Origin of the sequence: Lutibacter sp. TH_r2, assembly GCF_033101135.1 — a bacterium.
In the GTDB taxonomy this organism is placed as follows: Bacteria; Bacteroidota; Bacteroidia; order Flavobacteriales; family Flavobacteriaceae; genus Lutibacter.
Window position 1 is genome coordinate 135055 of sequence record NZ_JAWMPV010000003.1, and the last position, 14901, is coordinate 149955.

13 protein-coding genes and 1 pseudogene are annotated in these 14901 nt (G+C 29.6%); 3 read left to right on the forward strand and 11 right to left on the reverse strand.

All coding sequences use genetic code 11. From position 1 onward, the window contains the following. Positions 1 to 202: 202 nt before the first annotated feature. Complete coding sequence (locus tag R3X25_RS10530) at positions 203 to 406, reverse strand: hypothetical protein (RefSeq protein WP_240226568.1); 204 nt, start codon at positions 404 to 406, stop codon at positions 203 to 205. Positions 407 to 565: 159 nt separating this feature from the next. On the opposite strand from R3X25_RS10530, the gene R3X25_RS10535 reads away from it, so the two are divergent. The 3 genes from R3X25_RS10535 to R3X25_RS10545 are packed head-to-tail and all read left to right on the forward strand — an operon-like array spanning position 566 to position 1954. Further along, complete coding sequence (locus R3X25_RS10535; protein ID WP_317674582.1) at positions 566 to 1321, forward strand: hypothetical protein; 756 nt, start codon at positions 566 to 568, stop codon at positions 1319 to 1321. Beyond that, positions 1321 to 1716: a DUF5675 family protein gene (locus tag R3X25_RS10540; protein WP_317674584.1), complete on the forward strand. Its 396-nt coding sequence runs from the start codon at positions 1321 to 1323 to the stop codon at positions 1714 to 1716. Before R3X25_RS10535 ends, R3X25_RS10540 begins: the two co-directional genes overlap by 1 nt. Positions 1717 to 1720: 4 nt before the next feature. Next, positions 1721 to 1954 (forward strand): hypothetical protein, encoded by a 234-nt coding sequence (locus R3X25_RS10545; RefSeq protein WP_317674586.1) that lies wholly within the window; start codon positions 1721 to 1723, stop codon positions 1952 to 1954. A 241-nt stretch (positions 1955 to 2195) separates the two neighbouring features. Here the strand turns inward: R3X25_RS10545 and R3X25_RS10550 are convergent, their stop codons facing one another. From R3X25_RS10550 to R3X25_RS10590, 10 genes and pseudogenes are all read right to left on the reverse strand, one after another. Beyond that, on the reverse strand, positions 2196 to 4532 hold the full coding sequence (locus R3X25_RS10550) for a hypothetical protein (protein WP_317674588.1): 2337 nt from the start codon (positions 4530 to 4532) through the stop codon (positions 2196 to 2198). A gap of 161 nt (positions 4533 to 4693) precedes the next feature. Continuing rightward, entirely contained in the window at positions 4694 to 5815 is a 1122-nt protein-coding gene (locus R3X25_RS10555; RefSeq protein WP_317674590.1) for a hypothetical protein, read from the reverse strand. A 375-nt stretch (positions 5816 to 6190) separates the two neighbouring features. Beyond that, a pseudogene (locus tag R3X25_RS15245) lies at positions 6191 to 6280 on the reverse strand (hypothetical protein); the annotation flags it as partial. A 237-nt stretch (positions 6281 to 6517) separates the two neighbouring features. Further along, positions 6518 to 7498: a DUF6090 family protein gene (locus R3X25_RS10560; protein WP_317674592.1), complete on the reverse strand. Its 981-nt coding sequence runs from the start codon at positions 7496 to 7498 to the stop codon at positions 6518 to 6520. A gap of 581 nt (positions 7499 to 8079) precedes the next feature. Beyond that, complete coding sequence (locus R3X25_RS10565) at positions 8080 to 8832, reverse strand: hypothetical protein (protein WP_317674594.1); 753 nt, start codon at positions 8830 to 8832, stop codon at positions 8080 to 8082. Between the two features lie 17 nt (positions 8833 to 8849). Next, positions 8850 to 9977, reverse strand: a complete 1128-nt coding sequence (locus R3X25_RS10570; RefSeq protein WP_317674596.1) for a hypothetical protein — start codon at positions 9975 to 9977, stop codon at positions 8850 to 8852. Continuing rightward, positions 9974 to 11629, reverse strand: a complete 1656-nt coding sequence (locus R3X25_RS10575) for a hypothetical protein (RefSeq protein ID WP_317674598.1) — start codon at positions 11627 to 11629, stop codon at positions 9974 to 9976. The genes R3X25_RS10570 and R3X25_RS10575 overlap by 4 nt, the downstream gene beginning before the upstream one ends. A 566-nt stretch (positions 11630 to 12195) precedes the next feature. Next, positions 12196 to 12546, reverse strand: a complete 351-nt coding sequence (locus R3X25_RS10580) for a DUF2493 domain-containing protein (RefSeq protein ID WP_317674600.1) — start codon at positions 12544 to 12546, stop codon at positions 12196 to 12198. A gap of 139 nt (positions 12547 to 12685) precedes the next feature. After that, complete coding sequence (locus R3X25_RS10585; protein WP_317674601.1) at positions 12686 to 13090, reverse strand: DUF6943 family protein; 405 nt, start codon at positions 13088 to 13090, stop codon at positions 12686 to 12688. A 1497-nt stretch (positions 13091 to 14587) separates the two neighbouring features. Continuing rightward, a complete protein-coding gene (locus R3X25_RS10590; RefSeq protein WP_317674603.1) occupies positions 14588 to 14887 on the reverse strand; it encodes a heavy metal-binding domain-containing protein in 300 nt (99 codons plus the stop codon). Positions 14888 to 14901 lie beyond the last annotated feature (14 nt).

The window sequence follows — 14901 nt, forward strand, 5'->3', positions numbered from 1 at the left end:
TTGATGTTTTTTTTAGCAGAGAGGAAGGGATTCGAACCTTTGGAGATTTCTCTTTATTTATAAGGACTTCCCTACTCCATTAAATTTTTGTTGACCGATTTGTTGACCTAACCATTGATATCCATTGGTTAATTTTAACTTTCAATCTTATTACAAATATACGATTTTCAATACATTAAATAAGTTTAAACTTCAACAAATACTATGAAACTTTTCGTAAATATTCATTCACTATTTCCAATTTAATACCACTATATTCTGCAAATTCTTCTGAAGTAATGAACTGATGTTTTTGTTTCCCGAAATGTAATTTAATTGCATTGAGCAACTTTCTTCCATAGCGTTCACTTCTTCCTGTGATGCATTGAATGTCTTTTGGGTAAATACAAGCTCTTACTATCTTCATTTTAATACTCTATCTATACTTTATCCTACTAGTATTTATACTTTGTCTATATACCCTTATTGGGTTAAAAAGTATGTTTTTCGGAATGGATGGCTTTCGGTTTTTTTATTCTTTTATAAAGATAGCTTCATTTGTTGAGAATTTAAAATTTATACAATTATGGCTAAACAAACCGGTATTATTAAATTAAAAGGAACCATTGGTGGAATTTCCTTTTACAAAACAAGTGATGGACACCTTGCTCGTGAAAAAGGTGGTGTAGACAAATCTAGAATTGCAAATGATCCTGCGTTTCAAAGAACTCGTGAAAATGGTTCAGAATTTGGAAGAGCTGGTAAAGGTGGTAAAGTATTACGAAATTCAATTCGTATTTTATTGCAAAATGCAAAGGACAAAAGAGTTGTGAGTAGATTAACTACTGATCTTTTAAAAGTTGTGAAAACAGACACGACTAACGCACGTGGATTGAGAACTATTCAAGATGGAGTTTTGGGTTCTTTGGAAGGATTCGAATTCAATTTGAATGGTAAACTTGGCTCAACACTGTTTGCTCCTTTCTCAACTTCTTACGATAGAGTTAGTGGAGATATCTCTGTTGATTTAGCTGCCTTTGCTCCTGCTATAAGAATTGCTGCACCATCTGGAACGACACATTTTAAAGTAGTAACTGGAGCTGCTGAATTAGATTTTGAAAATGAAGTTTCATCTTTTGAAAATGATGAAACTGCTATTTTACCATATGACAGTGCAAATACAGCTGCTATCACATTAACAGCTACTGCTCCAGCAAACTCTACCTTACCTGTATTTATTGTATTAGGAATTGAGTTTTATCAAGAGGTAAATGGAGAAATGTATTCGTTGAAAAACGGTACTTACAATGCTTTATCAATTGTAAAAGTTGATACGGTATAATGGAATTGGTTTTACATAGAACCTATTTTGAAAAGGGCACGAATAGTGTCCTTTTCTTTAATTCTAAATTTTTAGGGTTTACTATTGAATTGCCCTGGAAAGAAAACAAGAGAATAATTTCTTGTATTCCTGAAGGTACTTATGAATTAAAACCTCGCTATTCTGATAAGTTTAAACATCATTTACTACTTGAAAATGTTGGAGGTAGAAGTTTGATATTGATTCACCCTGCAAATGATGCTTTGAAAGAATTACAAGGATGCATTTCTCCTGTAACTTATTTATCTGGAATTGGAAAAGGAACTACTTCAAAACCATTATTTCAAAAAATTGTATCGCTATGTTACCAAGCATTTGAACGAAAAGAAAAGGTAATCTTAACCATTAAATCTTAAAATTATGAACTTAAAAGAACGTTATAAAAAACCTACACCTCCATTTTTTAGAAAATTGAGAAATATTGGAATTGCATTGGCCACTGCAGGTGGAGTTATTATTGCTGCTCCAATTTCATTACCTGCTGCTGTAATTACAGTTGCAACTTATTTAACTGTTGCCGGAACAGTAGCTACCGCTGTAAGCCAAGCTGTTGTTTCTGACCAAAAGAAAAAACAAGAAGAAATTATTGATTAGCTTCAATGAATAATGATATTCAAATAAAGTCTGGGGTTTTTGGCGGGACTTTGCTATCCACTGTTTTAAATATAAGCTTAAACGATGTGATTTTTACTATTGTTATGGCGGCTATTGGAGCAGTGGTTAGCTTTTTTGTTTCTTCTTTTTTGAAGCGATTATTTTCTAATAAATAAAAAACCCTAGCTAAATTTTTAACCAGGCTTTTTTTATATGCATTGTTGACAACTGGTTTTTACTATTAGTCTAATTTATCAAATAATTTTGTTTCAAGACTACCTACAAGTACTGAATACGGATAATTTTCCGTATTTAAGTTATATCCTATAATTAAATATCCTCTAATGTTTTTTTGTTTTTCTATAGAACTAATAATATCATTTATAACTCCATTCCTCGTTTCTTTGTCGATATTTAAATAAGGGTAACCTACAAGTATATATTCTCTTCTTTTTGGACCAAAATTCATTTGTAGAAAGTTATGTTCCTTTTCACATTCATCATTCAGAATCATTCTTTTCAGTTTCTTTAAGTTCTTTTCGTATTTTATTTGGTCTTCTATAGGTTGATTTAATAAAATGAAAGATGCGACAAGCCAATTTTTGGAAATTGATTCAATTCTTTTCAAAAGATCAGCCCAATATTTTGTTTTTTTTAATTTAGGCTTTAAAACGTTTACATTTCTATGTTTTCCAATAAAATATGGGTCTAATTCTTTTGATTTAAGTGTTAAATTAATATGAAAGTCATCATCATATTCTGTTTCTCCAATATTAAAACCATTATCAAGATAAAAACCGAATAAATCCATTTCATCTCCTTGAAAGTCAATATGAGCCTCAAACTCTCTTCTCCTTGATAAGTAATGTATTTTCTCTGCTTGAGTAGTTAAAATTTCAAAGATTATCTCTAAATCGGTATAACTAATTGATGGAGCAAGTTCATCAAGTTTATGTGAAATTATTTTTGCAGAAATAAGTTTTTTTAAATTACAACCAATAGAACCTAAATTAGAAAGAGTAATACCTAATGGTACATAGTACTTAATTTTAGAACTATCAATGATATTTTCTTTTCCTGACTTTGTTTTAAATTTATGAAGTTTAGGGTTTTGTTTTAAAAAGTTTTGAAATCGAATTGCTTGCTCTGATGGTTCAACTACAAGCTCTTTCATTGTTTTAAACAAGCGTTTTGGAGCACCGCGTTTTGCCGGTGGAGAAATAGTTCCAGATTTACACTCAACTATAATTGCAAATTCATCTACTAATACAATAAGGTCATTTTCATATATTTTATCCTCTTCATTAATACTCCACACGCTACTTGAAAGTATTTGAGATTTTGGAAAAGATTTTTTAAATAACTTTTCAACTTTATCTTCAAGATATTTACCTTTCTTTTTAATGTAAAGGCTTTTTAGTTTTGTGTTTTGTGTTAAAAATGTTTCAAGTACATCAATAGCAATGTGGTTAAACATATGTGGTGTGATTGAAAAGTATTTATTCTCACCTAAACTTATGAAAGGTTTAGTTTGTATAGGGTTGTTTAAAAATATAAAATCCTTATTTATTTCTGATAATTCTCCAAATTTTAAACTTAAGTTTTCTAATATATTTGAAATTTCTTTTTTCGATATTTTTTTCTCTAAATGATTAAATATTTCATCAACATTTTGGGTATAGATTTCCTTTAAAAAATAATCAGAATGAGCTAAAAATATTGATTTGAGGTTTTTTAAATTTTTGTTTACTTTATTCCAAGTATATTCTCGTTGAGTTTTTTCACTTTTGTGCACTTGAGGAAACGATAATTCATATTTATTAAACGTATCGTTGTAATTTTTTGCCTTTAAAAAAGAGTGAGTTTTTTTGTAGTGAATATTTAGTTTGTCTTCTGTTAATTTAACAAATCCCAATAGAACATCTAAAAGGTTATTAGATTTAAACCCTGTAGTATCAGAAAAAAGAGGTTCAACAAAATTTGCTAATTCATAAGCAATAATTTCCATTTGCTGAACATAAGCCCAGTTTCTAACTGCTAATGTGTTGACCATCATTTCTGTTCTCAACATTACAACTCCTATATCATCTTGATTATTTGCTTCCTCTCCTAAAACGAAATACTTTCCTGACTGTGCGGAATTTAGTTCTTGAATAGTTGATTTAAAATCTAAAACGTTATCCTTTAAAGGTTTACTTGATACAGTTTGTTCTTTTGTTAATGAAAGACACTGTAATATTTCTAAAAAAAAAGGAGGGAATTCAAGATGTCCATCAATAGCTTCTCTGTCAATACCTTCCTCTTGTCTAACAAAATAATATGCGCAGAAAGAACAAAGATATAACGGGTCATATTCATTGAAATAATCAATTAATTTACGGTACTTTTCTTTGTATTTAATTTCGGATTGTTTTCCTACTTGAATTAATACTTCTAATCTTTTTTCAAATGATATGTTTTCTGGGAAAGGATTTTCAAACTTTACAAAATTTTGTTTTACAACTTCGTAAGGTTTATAATTCTTTTTTCTAGTCTTTTTCTTTTTAGTCTTTACCTTTCTTTTTCTGCTTTTAGGCATCTCTTATAATTTCATAGATTTTTTTGGAACTTGTTGCCAACGTGTTTTTATAAGATTTGTGCGACTGGAAAATCGAAGATTTTTCGGACGTAGCAAATCGTTAGTTGAATGTTAGTCTGTACGTTATTTAGTTTAAGTGTAGGCATAAATTTTATGAGGTGTTAGCGGTTCGGCTTTTTTTCGTGTTCTTTTCTGTTTTTATGAAATGTACTTATTCGGCCATTTTTCTCTATATGGAAAGTATAATAATCTCCTTGATAATAAAGACTATATTTTCCATACCTGCTAAATCTGTTTTCAGGGTTATTTTCCCTAAAATCTTCATATTCATCTTCAATTTCTCTAATGACTTGACTCATAACTGAAAACACATCATTTTCATCCCATTGAAAATTGTCTTTATGTTCAAATTGATTATTAATCTGAAACTCTTCAACGTGTCTCATATAAATATGAAGGTAACTATCTAAGTCAATATAAATCGGGTGTTTACCTCCAACATTTAATCTTCTTTCGTGAAAATGCATTACTTTCAAAAATAAGTCAGCAGCTTGATCTATATTCTCTTTCGATAATTTTTTTAAACTGCTTCCAGCATCATTTAAATATTTATCAAGGACATTAAAGCTTTGTTTTTTCTTTTCTACATATAATTCAGCTAATCGTTTTTTCTCATTACCTGTTATTTCTTCACGTTTATATTTAATTTGTAAATACTCCCATTCAATGGGTTGATAGATTTGGTTTTCTAAGTTAATTTCCTCTTTTTCAATATCAGTCAAGTTTTCAGGTTCATAGAACATCCTTCCAGCTAAATAAAAGAACCTCTCCTTTGGACACAAACCTATTCCATCATTTACTAACTTTTTACTAAAACCGTACATCCAATCATAATCACCTCCTTTTTGTTGTATTCCCGTTTTAATTTCCAGTTTTTTTATTTGTCTTTTTTCAATTGAATGAAATGTGTTTTTTTGAGATACTTTAAAATACAAGATTTCAGCAATATCCTCTGAATTTATTCCAGTTGTTAGTAACACTTGAATTTCCTTTTCTTCTAAATCACGACTTAAATTTTTGGCTCTTATGTACCCTTTATGGCAGTATGGCTCATTTTGAATAAGTTTATCCATTTCCTCTCGTTCTTCTTGAGTATAAAGAAAAACAACAGTAATAAACGAACCATATTTTTTATATGAATCACTTTCATATTTAAAAGTCAATCCAGCAGTTTTATCCTCTTTACCTACTAAACAATATATTTCTTCGAGTGTATAATCCAAAATTTGAGTTTTTGCTGACCGCTAGCTTGTTATATACAAACTAATTCCACTAGTTAATAGGTTAAAACAAGACATAAGCCAAGGTTTTAACTATTTTAATATGATATAGCTTGCAATTATTTTGCTACTAAATTACAGTAAATGAAATTAGATATCAATAAAATCTCAATATTTAAATTGATATTCATACTATTTATTTTAGGGTGCTTTTTAATAACAATTAATTATTAATTGTAAACCCAATTGTTCCGCCAAATCAATCATATGTTTAGTTCCTTTGCTTTCTCTATCCCAAAAGGCTATTAATGCATCTGCATATTCTGCCATTTGTTCATTTCGTTTTGGTCCTGCAGCTCTTCCAAATTTATCCCAATCTGCAGGGAATCTAGTTAATTCATATCCTCTCTCTTTCGCGTATTGCTCTCCAATTTTATCGGCTCCTCTGTAATAGGCTCCTGATACAATTTCAAAATTATTTTAATCCTGAAACAGTAGGCGGATTTGCTATCCACTGTTTTAAATATTAGCTTGAATGATGTGATTTTCACCGTTGTTATGGCTGTTATTGGTGCAGTGGTTAGTTTTTTTGTTTCTTTGATTTTAAAGAGGTTATTTGGAAATAAAAAAAAGCCTAGCTAAATTTTTAGCTAGGCTTTTTTATATGCATTGTTAGCCTTTCGTTATTAATTTCTTCTAATGAGTTTAAAGCTTATCTAAATAAACTCTTGTTCCAAATTTCATAATAATTAAAGAAGTAATTTCATTTGTACTATCTCTTATAAACTCTCCTTTAAAGTAAATATCAGTTTGGCCAAATATCTTATCTGCAGTTTCAAAATAGAAAAGATCTACATCTTCAAGATCTCCATTCATAACGCCTATTAAGTCATTGTCTTGTATCTGAATTTTATAGTTCATATCAGGAAATTCACCATCAAAACCTTCAACCTCTACAACCTTAAAAGTACCCACATATTCTTTTAGTTGTGCCGTTGTTAGATCAACTAAATTATGTGGTATAAAATCGGGAAGCGGTTCATTACTTTCTATAAGTGTGTTAATTTGTTTGTATGCATTAATTGCATTTTCTCTGAATACAGTAACATGATTTGACAAGTGAGTCCAGCTAGCATTTTGGTATAGATATACATCATTTTTATAATAAGGGTCATTCAGAAAAAAATCAATCATTTCATCTTCTAATTGAGGCCAATCTAATCTGTAATACCAATCTTTACTTTTGGCTAAATCGTCCCTCACTCTATCTGTAATAAAGTCCATTCGATTATCGAACTTATCTATTTCGTATTTGTTATAAATATAAATCTCGTTTAATGGCTCAATAACTGCTTTTAGCTTTTTTGGAACATTATCAACATTTTCTATGAGGTTAGTATATCCATTTGCATGAATCTTCATATGAAAAGCGTTCATAATAGCATATCTTAAAGCATTTTGATAATCATTCTTATAATCATCATAGGTTAGTTTATCTGTTTGTATTAAGTTAATGATTGAATCTTTTGTTTTATAATATGCAATTAGTTCGTCCGATTTTTGAATATCTAGTCCTAAATCATGTTGTACTTCTTTTAAAATAGAAACAATCTTATTTTCGGTTTTACGCTGTTCGTTTTTATTATTTATTTGAAGTGCGATAAGAATTCCAATAATAACAAGCACAATTTCTCCTATTGCATAAAGTAGATATTTGCTAAATTTATTTTCTGAGAGTAGGTTTTTGCGAATTTTTCTAAAGAATTTTATCATTTGGTTAATGGTTGGTCTTAATGAAGGCTAACTTTCTAATATACTTATAATAAGTAAGTTTATCCAGTCAAATTTTCAAGATAAAAGTATATTTTCTATTATTGCATTATTGAAGTTCGCAATTTTTCAATCGCAATGTAATAAAAGTTACATATATATACAAATGGTTATCAGCGGTTTGAATAAAAAAAATCATTATATCAAATTTCTACTTTTTACCAATTCTATCATATTTTCAGTCCCGCTACTTTTCCCATTCCAAAAGGCAATTAAAGCGCCAGCGTAGTTTGCCATTTGTAGTTTTTTTTAGTGAGTTTTGTGCTGCTAAAATAGTACTGAAACTTATAAATAGAATGAATGTAATTTTTTTCATTTTAAAAAAATTTTCTTTTATGCTATTTGCGGTTAATACAAGTCATATCTTTTGTTTTCATCATTCCCTTTTACCACTACTACGTTATTTTCAAAAGTGTTTTGTTAGCTAATAGAACTATCTAAATCATTTTTTGTAGTTGAGAAATAATACTTTTACTATCTATTCCAGCTTTATCTAACTCTTTAAATTTAACTAAAGCATTTTCATATTCTTTTTTATTAATTGCATCCCAAGATTGTTGTATTAATTCTTTTTTAGAGCAATATTTTGAGTAAAGCTTATTAATGTCATAAATTTTCTTTAATTTCTCTAAAGGGACATCATTTTCGAAATTATTAATATATGAGCCACATAGAAGGTTAATTGAGTCCACAGTGTTTAACCAATTACTAATAACATAGATGCCTTTTATTGCTTTTGTATATTTTTCATCTGGAGGAAAGTCCTCAATGGTTAAATCTTCTCCTTTTTGTAGTTTATTTATTAATTTTATAAAGGGATGATTAGCATCTTTATTGTTTACGAGATTTAAAGCGTTTTCATAGGCCTTAATCGAAAAAGTTTTATTCGAATTTGTGTAATTTATTCCTTTTTGTAGTGTAATGATATATTTTTTGTCTTCAATAAATGAATTAGAAAAAGTATTATATTTCTCCAATTTATTGGCTTTAGATAAAATTTCTAAAAACATGACTCTAGCATTAGTGCTGCCTAATAAACTTTTCACTTCTTCAAGGTGTTCTAGAGCCTTTTTATAGTTATTATTAGAATAAGCTTCCACTGCATAGCTGTATTCAATTTTTGCTAGTGAGTTTTGTGCTGCTAAAATGGTACTGAAACCTATAAACAGAATGACTATATATTTTTTCATTGGAAATATTTTTATTGTTAATCACAGTACTTTAGATCTAATGCGCAAGCTTTCCTCTTAAATTCTTTACCTTTCTTTTTATCTCTGGTAATCCCATACTGTTCATGTGAAGGGAGGCTTATCTTTTTAAAATATATATTTCCAACAAAATTACAAGAGAAAGCATGCCCTTTTCTACAGGCAGTTTCGTAGTATTTAAAAGCTTGGGGATATTGCCCTTTATCATATAGTAAGTGACCCTTATAATGATTGTAAAGACCGCTATTAGGGTTGTCTTCTAACCAGTTATTTACTGCCTCTTCAGCAGCTTTGAGAACGTCAGTGTCAACTAAATTAAAATAATAACTCAAATAAAAAGCTGAATTATTTTGTTTCATATGTTTATAAGAAAAATCGAATAACTCTTTTGCTCTTTTTCTATCTGATGAAAGGTAATGCACTCCTAATATGCCTGAAGCCCATAAAAAACCAGAATTGTATGTCTCTTCTATTAACCTAAAACCCCTACTTTTTTCTAGACTGTATCCATTGACACCATAATAAAGATAAAGTCCTTTATTAAATTTTGCATCAATACTTCCTAGATCCATGGCTTTTTCATTAAACTTTTTTGCATTATCAAAATCCTTTTTTAAAACATAGACATTAGCAAGGTTTTTGCATGCTTCTGGATTTCCTGCTTCGCAGGCTTTAGAGTAATGTATTAAGGCATCATCATAATTTTTCTCATTTTGATTGGTCTTTCCTTTCATTAAGTGTTCTGCTTCAATAGCATAAACTTTGTATTCTTTTTGAATCTCGTATACAGTTTTAATTTTTTCAATAGGTACATCATTTTCGAAATTAATTAAATAAGAAGAAGTCAAATTATCTAATTTTTTATAGATGATATAATCCTCTAAAGTATTTTTAGCTACTGAAAACATTTTAGACAAGGCCATGATTTCCAAATACATGACTCTAGCATTAGTGCTACCTAATAAACTTTTCACTTCTTCAAGGTGTTCTAGAGCCTTTTTATAGTTATTATTAGAATAAGCTTCTTCAGCATAGCTGTATTCAATTTTTGCTAGTGAGTTTTGTGCAGAAATAATGTTTGTTTGCAATAACATAAAAAGTATGCAAATTAATATGCTTCTAATCATTCGTTTTTTGTTTTTATTGTTTTACCCCAAAAATCTTCCTTTTTAGAAACAGAATCTTTCTTAATTACTTTTTTTGTACTCTTATTTTTTTTTGTTTTAACCGATTTTCCCCAAAAGTCTTTTTCACTTTCGGTATTTTTGGAACTACCTGTTTCTTGTAATTCACTATTATTTTTATTTGCTTTTAAAAAGAGTAATTTCACACCGCCTTTGCCAAATCCTTTAATTGAATTTCCTAGTTTTATAGCAACACTTTCATAATTTGAAAAACCAACAATATATTTAATTGGTTTTGATGACAATTTTTGTAAATCAGCTTTAAAATCGTTCTCAAATGGCCATGTGCCATCTTTATACTTTCTAACTTCAATAATATCTGTAATATCAACCTCGGGATAATCTGTGTTTAAAATATCTTGATTGGTATATATGGCAAAGTAATAGAATTTTGAAATTGCTTCATTGGTTAAATAATTTGGGTATGAATAGTTTGGGAAACTATTTAGAACTAATTTTCTCTCTCTTTTAAGACCATTCAAAAACTTTTGCCTTTCTTCTTCTCTTTTTCTGTCTTCTTCTGCAATTTTTGCTTTAAGAGCTCTTTTTTTAGCTTCTAATTCCTCTCTTTCTCTTTTCTTCTCACCTAATAAATTAATAACACTTACAACTGTACCTGTAATTGAGTTAACGTCTATTTTCCCAGCCACGGCCGAACCTAATGCATATCCAAATTTTTGTGAAGCAGCTATTAAATGATTGCCATTACTTGCAGCGTCGACATTGTTAACAAAATCAAGGCTTTGTTGATTTAAATAATTATCTCTTTCTATTTTCGCTTTCACTTTGGCCCAGTCATTTTGATAATTTTGTCTAGAATTTACACTTTTAATATTCGCATCAATTTTAGCTCTTTCTGTTGGGTCTGTAGTGTAAGCTTTTTGTAATTTCAGGTCTTTTATAACCTTATCTAAATTTCCATTACCTATATTTTCAATGGCAGATTCATAGTGTTTTTTTGCATTTTGAATACTGCTTGCGCTCTGATTTATAAAACCTGTATTGTTAGTTGTATTTGATTGAGAATTATCGTAGTTGTTGTTAGAACCTGATATAGCAGATGAGTTGTTAGCACTTGAAGAAGAGTTACTCGTATTACCAAAACCTAAACTCACTTCTTTTTTAGATTCCTTTCTATCAATTTCAGTAATCAATCCCTTAGCATTAAAAATATCTCCATCTACATATTGTATTTTGGGATTGATATAAGTTTCTATCCTATTCTGAGTACTTCTAGAAATTAGTTTTGCAAGTTTGTTTAATTCATTATTCAATTTCTTGAATTGTGAATTATTTTTTAAATCAGTTTTAAATTTTTCTGCTTGATTAACAAAGCTCGTTAAATTATCTTTTGATATATCTCCATTAGCTCTGTTAAATGTATTTTTAAATAAATTAATATAGAATTTATTCCAATAGTTTATAAGGTCGTTTAATTCCTTATCTAACTGCCTATAACTATTATCATTTTTCTTCCATTCTTCACTTGCTTCTTGATCTTCAACCCAAACCTCATTGTTATTTCCTTCTTGAGCGTAAAAGGAAATGCTAAAAAATGTAAAAAAGAAGAGTAAGATGTATTTTTTTAATTTCATAAGTTAGTTTAAATTGACTTTCAATGTCTATAATAAAATATAGAATTACAATACTCAATATGAGTAATTTTAATCTGTTATTATTTCATAATGTAGGCTAACGTTTTGTGTATAATTAATCAAATGCCTTTTTTTGAGGCAAACCAGTAATCAAATATAAAAATATAGAAACTGTCCATTGGAAACAATACCTAATATTGGGGGTTTTTCAAAGCTATTACAGAATATCAAGTATAAAAAAATTATTAATTCCAGTGATTTATATTATTGATTTTTAGTTAGTTATAATCACATCTAACGTATTACATCTCAATAAACATAACATATCCCCCTTAATAATTTACGGGAAACCATATGTTAGGATTATTTTATCAAATTAGTCATTCATAATTTTTTAGAATTACTGAAATACTATAAATAGATTTAAAATTTAAGGTATTTTTCAATTATGAATAGTTATTGGTCTGGATTGTTTTTTGGAGAGATGCTAATCAAAAGATTCCGGATCATCCATCAATTTCATTTCGAATCTGCTCTTTGATGACATTCAAATCAGACTATTTTTATTAAAATTTGACAATTGTAATTCTTAAGTTTTTTTGCTTTGCCAATTCAATCATATGTTTAGTTCCTTTGCTTTCTCTATCCCAAAAGGCTATTAATGCATCTGCATATTCTGCCATTTGTTCATTTCGTTTTGGTCCTGCAGCTCTTCCAAATTTATCCCAATCTGCAGGGAATCTAGTTAATTCATATCCTCTCTCTTTCGCGTATTGCTCTCCAATTTTATCGGCTCCTCTGTAATAGGCTCCTGATACAATTTCAATATTGTTTTGATTCTGGAGGAATTGGTCACAGATTTGTTTTAGTTTATTGTAGTCGGTGAAGGTTCGGGATCCTGCTATAATTAGTTTCATTTGATTTTAGTTTTTGATGGTGAGACCCTGAATCAAGTTCAGGGTGACGTAATTTTTGATGGTGAGATTCCCAGTCAAGCTGGGAATGACGTTTTTCACCCCCTGTGTCCCCCTTGAAAAGGGGGAAATATTTTTTATACTAAGACCTCAACAAGGCAATTTTTAATTGCGCTATTGTAGAAAGTTGCTGTTTGAGATTTTCTTCAAAAGCATTTATTTTTTTGAGTTTTTCAACTTTAATTTGCCATTGTTGCTCTTGGTAATTTTGTAATGCTGTATTAATCACATTTTTAGCATCTGAAATACAGATAAAAGGGATAACACTTCCTTTTAAATAGTAGCCAAAAAACTTTCCAATTTTTAGAGATAGGCATAAATAATAAAGTGACTCCCGGCTAACTTCGGAATTAGTTGTAATTACAAAACAGTTTGGACAAGGTTGCTCCATCGGCTTACCACTGTTTAATCCTTTATTTAAAATAAAAAAGTGCGGTTTAGTGTAGGTTCTTCCTACGTTGTGAGTTTTAATTTCAAAATTTGACATAGCTACGCATTAAAAATTGCTTCGCTACGCTTCGCACATAAATTTTGAAACAAAAAGAAAAAAGAAAGCACGAGTGTTGGTTGTGTGGCAAAGGCTGTCAAGGTTTTTGAGAAAAATACAACCTGTGTAGAATGTTGAAACGAAACCGAATGTATATGAGGTGGAGATTTTTTTCAAAACCCATAGGGCTTGACCTTGAAAGGCTATGTGTGGCTGATGAAGGGAACAACCTATATTAGCTGACTTTTTTATTTTTACTTTGAACTAAAATTATTGTTTTATGTACAAATCATTTTGAAATTATTATTGAAAAACTAACAGCTATCTATTGAAATCCAAATATGCTATAAACACCTTAAATAAAGTCGTAGAATATAGATAATTAGTAATAATGACACTTGATATACTATTAATAAAACGTTTTAAAGTTGATATAAGCAGGTAATGTGCGAAGCATTCAAGCGAGCCGCCTAGCGAGTTGAACGAAGGGTGTTGGGGCAAAAGTACGTTGCCTTCGGCATAAGTACGTGCAACAATTACGTGGTACACGCAAGGTGGCGGTGTTTTTGAAGCTTTGGGAAAAGCAAGTGCAATTTATGTAGTGAGGAATGTAGAAATGTTGTGTACTTTATTTTGCCTGTTAGTTGTTGGTTTATTGTTGTTGGTTGGGTTGGAAACTAATTTAGGTTTTAAAATCAAATTTATAAAGTACCATAATGACGAATGAGGAACAGAATACATTGCTCTTGTACGCGTTTGCAATATGTAATAAAACCGTTGTGTGATTTAAAATCGGATTGTTATTGAATTATTTCAATATCAATTTTACTGAATTATCCTATTTACTTGCAACGGTTTATTTTATATGCAAAATGGCTGCCTTCAAAAACTGTGACAACTTGATTAGCCCGAAGTGAGCGGCAGGCGAGCGAAAATAGTGTAATAGCGGTTTACCCCTAATTAAAATGAATTTATACCTTATTGGGTTTTAGGGGTAAAAGATAGCTATGCGTGAGTAATGCGTGGAATGTGTGAAATAAAATAAATTAACTAGTGCTAAATGAGGACTGTGGACGAATTAGTGCTATTTATGGTATATGCAAGGGTTTGAAACTATATTTATCTTTTTAATTGATGAGATTCTGAAACAAGTTCAGAATGACGTTACTACTTAAATTTACCTTGCAGATATATTTTATGAAACAAAATGGAGCGTATTGCGAACACCTTATTACCTGCACGAATGTTTGTACTTTGTTCTATTGTTACTTATGGAAACGGATTTAAAAAGCGCAAAGGCAAAAAGTAAGTGCTTTTTTCAAGCTCTTACTGTGCGGAATTGAAAGCTGTATTTTGTGGTTTGTTTTATATTGAATTATACTTAAAATGGTGAGATTCTGAAACAAGTTCTGAATGATGTTTGGTATTAAAATACTGCTGTAAATGGGGTGTTGTTAAAAAAAGAGCCTTCCGAAAAAGACTCTTTTAATTATTGACTTAATGATTATGACCTGAATGATCATCTGTGTTTTTTGAAGCTTTTTTCAAGTCCATTTTACAAACTGGACAACTTCCTTCTTTATCGTAGGTTTTACCTTTTTCACAATCCATAGGACATTGGAAAACTTCCATAGCCATTTCTTTTTCTTTTTTAACAGGTTCTTTTTCTTTTTTATGTTCGGTTTTACAGCTTGTTGCTACAAATAAAGCTACTAGAGCCAAACATAAAATTACTTTTTTACTCACGCTTTTTAAATTGTTGTTTTTGTGTTCGTGATTTTTCTTTGAAAAGTTCATTTTTTAAAAATTTA